General features: G+C 59.4%; 3 protein-coding genes. 2 read left to right on the forward strand and 1 reads right to left on the reverse strand.

Translation table 11 applies throughout. From position 1 onward, the window contains the following. Positions 1–240 precede the first annotated feature (240 nt). Positions 241–1,743, reverse strand: a complete 1,503-nt coding sequence (locus WBM93_RS04775; protein WP_424428876.1) for a CoA-acylating methylmalonate-semialdehyde dehydrogenase — start codon at positions 1,741–1,743, stop codon at positions 241–243. Positions 1,744–1,834: 91 nt separating this feature from the next. On the opposite strand from WBM93_RS04775, the gene WBM93_RS04780 reads away from it, so the two are divergent. Beyond that, entirely contained in the window at positions 1,835–2,758 is a 924-nt protein-coding gene (locus WBM93_RS04780; protein ID WP_424428879.1) for a DMT family transporter, read from the forward strand. A 25-nt stretch (positions 2,759–2,783) separates the two neighbouring features. Beyond that, positions 2,784–3,026 (forward strand): hypothetical protein (locus WBM93_RS04785; protein WP_424428882.1); only part of this gene is annotated, 243 nt, incomplete at its 3' end.

Raw genomic sequence — 3,026 nt, forward strand, 5'->3', positions numbered from 1 at the left:
AAAGGGGGTCTGCCACTGGTTCCCTTGCGAGATATCCCGGACGCCAGAAGGCGAACAGCAGGATCGCCAGCAACAACGATGGCAAGAACAGGCGCGGTGATAGCACTAGCAACGCCGCACCATGAACGAGGTCAAAAAGACGGTCATGATCTTCATGTCCGCCCGAAACGCCGGAAAATCCAGCATTTCGGGCCGCTTGTCCTGATTTGGAACTCCAATCCGATCAAGCCTTACCGTTCACTAGCCCATAGTCGGGATAACAAAGGCATCCTTGTTACCGCCATCGGCGGTTCCATCGGGCCAGCGCTGGGTGATGGTCTTGACCTTGGTCCAGAATTTCACGCCTTCCATGCCGTGCTGGTTGGTGTCACCGAATGCGCTGCGTTTCCAGCCGCCGAAGCTGTGATAGGCAACCGGTACCGGGATCGGTACATTGATACCGACCATTCCGACGTTGACCCGGCTGGCGAATTCGCGGGCGGCGTGGCCGTTGCGGGTGAAGATCGCGACGCCATTGCCATATTGATGCTGGCTGGGCAGCGCGAGCGCTTCTTCAAAATTCTTGGCGCGGACGATTTGCAGGACGGGCCCGAAAATCTCTTCCTTGTAGCTTTCCATATCGGTGGTGACATGGTCGAACAGAGACGGTCCAATGAAACAGCCATCTTCATGGCCTTGCAACGAGAAGCCGCGGCCATCGACAACCAGTTCCGCGCCTTCGTCAACGCCGGTCTGGATCCAGTTCTCGACCCGCTGTTTATGGGCAGGATTGACCACCGGTCCGTAATGGGCTTCTTCGTCGGTCGACACGCCGACCCGCAAGGCGGCCATCGCCGGGATCATTTTCTCGCGGAGACGTTCTGCGGTTTCTTCTCCTACCGGGACGACAACCGGCAACGCCATGCAGCGTTCGCCGGCCGACCCGAAGGCAGCGCCAGACAGATCATTCACGACCTGATCGAGATCCGCATCGGGTAGCACGATACCATGGTTCTTCGCGCCGCCCATCGCCTGGACCCGCTTGCCGGCGGCCACACCGCGCTGATAGACATAATGGGCGATATCAGAGGAACCTACGAAGCTGATCCCGCCAATCGCGGGGTGATCGAGTATCGCATCGACCATTTCCTTGTCGCCGTGAAGACATTGCAAGATACCCTCCGGCAATCCCGCTTCGATCATCAGTTCGCACAGCCTTACCGGTACCGACGGATCACGCTCCGATGGTTTCAGGATGAAAGCATTACCAGTCGCGATCGCCGGGCCGAACATCCACATAGGGATCATCGCCGGGAAGTTGAACGGGGTGATGCCGGCGCCGATACCGATCGGCTGGCGCATCGAATAGACGTCGATGCCGGGGCCGGCGCCCTGGGTATATTCGCCCTTCAGGACATGCGGGATGCCGCAGCAGAATTCGATGACTTCGAGCCCGCGCTGCACATCGCCCTTGGAATCGGCGATGACCTTGCCATGTTCGATCGACAGCATATGCGCCAGTTCGTCCATATGCGCTTCGACCAGTTCCTTGAACTTGAAGAAGACCCGCGCGCGTCGCTGCGGATTGGTCGCCGCCCAGGCCGGTTGCGCGGCCAGCGCCGCCTCTACCGCCTTGTCCAGCACTGCCGCATCGCCAAGATCGACTTTGGCCTGGATACCGCCATTATTGGGATCGAATACATCGCTCTGGCGGGACGCTGTTGCGGTTCCTCCAGAGGCCAGAACATGGGTAATCGTACGCATTGAAAAGACTCCTGATTGCATTTGCAGGCTATATGCTATTAACCGCGCCAATGCACAACTCCTGTAGCGCTATCTTTACCGACACGATTGCATGAGTAATGATTTCGCAATCGGTCAGGACCGACCCCTCGCCGGGATCGTAACCCGCTTGGCGGCGATGCTATCGCTCGCGTTCATGTTCGCCTTCGTCAAACTGGCCGGCGAGCAAGGCGTGCATGTCACCGAAAGCCTGTTCTACCGCCAGCTGATCGCGATGCCGCTGATCTGCTTCCTGATCTGGCGCAGTCAGGTGGGCTGGCCATCGATCATCTCGGACAAGCACCGGCTCCATATCTTGCGCTCCTGTCTCGGCATTTTTGCCATGGGCCTGAATTTCTGGGCGATGACCCTGCTGCCGCTGGCCGACGCGACCACGATCAGCTTTACCGTGCCCCTGTTCGCCACCCTGTTCGCCGCACTGATCCTGCGGGAGAAAGTTGGCATCCGGCGCTGGTCGGCGATTCTGATCGGTTTTGTCGGCGTGCTCATCGTTGTCCAGCCCGGCGGATCGCTGATCCCCGCCTTTGGCGCAGCGGTGGCGCTGGCCGGGGCGCTGGTGACGGCATCTGTAACGCTGGTCATCCGCATATTGGGCCGCACCGAGACCAGCGTCGTCACGATCTTCTGGTTCTCGGTCTACACCCTGCCCGCGCTCGCCGTCTGCGCCTATATTTACGGCGGTGGCCATGATGCCAAGACCTGGGGCTATTTGCTCGGCATCGGCATATTCGGTGCGCTCGGCCAGCTGTGTATCACCCAGTCGCTGCGCTATGCGCCGGTGTCGACGATCGTGCCGATGGACTATAGCGCGCTGATCTGGGCAACCATTTTCGGTATCGTCCTTTTTGGCCAATATCCCGGCCTGTCGATCTGGCTGGGCGCGCCGATCATCATCGGCTCGGGCCTGTTCATCGCCTGGCGCGAACATGCAAAGTCGAGCAAGCTGGCGGTTGCGAAGGCGGAGCAAAGCGCATAACCTCCTTGGCGTGGGAGAGAGATTCATGCTGAACATCAAGCATTTCATTGCTGCGGCGCTAACATTGACCATCAGCACCAGCGCGCTGGCCGAGGAGGCACCGGCGACGCTCCCCTATTCCGAAGTCACCATTTTTGAAGCCGCCAAGATCATCACCATGGAACCGGGCTATCCGGAGGCGAAATATGTCGCCACCGCCGATGGGATCATCCTCGGTCTCGGCCAGTCGCTGGAAGAGTTGGAAGCATGGACCAAGGAACGCAAGGTC

The organism is Parasphingorhabdus sp., assembly GCF_049667325.1.
In the GTDB taxonomy this organism is placed as follows: Bacteria; Pseudomonadota; Alphaproteobacteria; order Sphingomonadales; family Sphingomonadaceae; genus Parasphingorhabdus.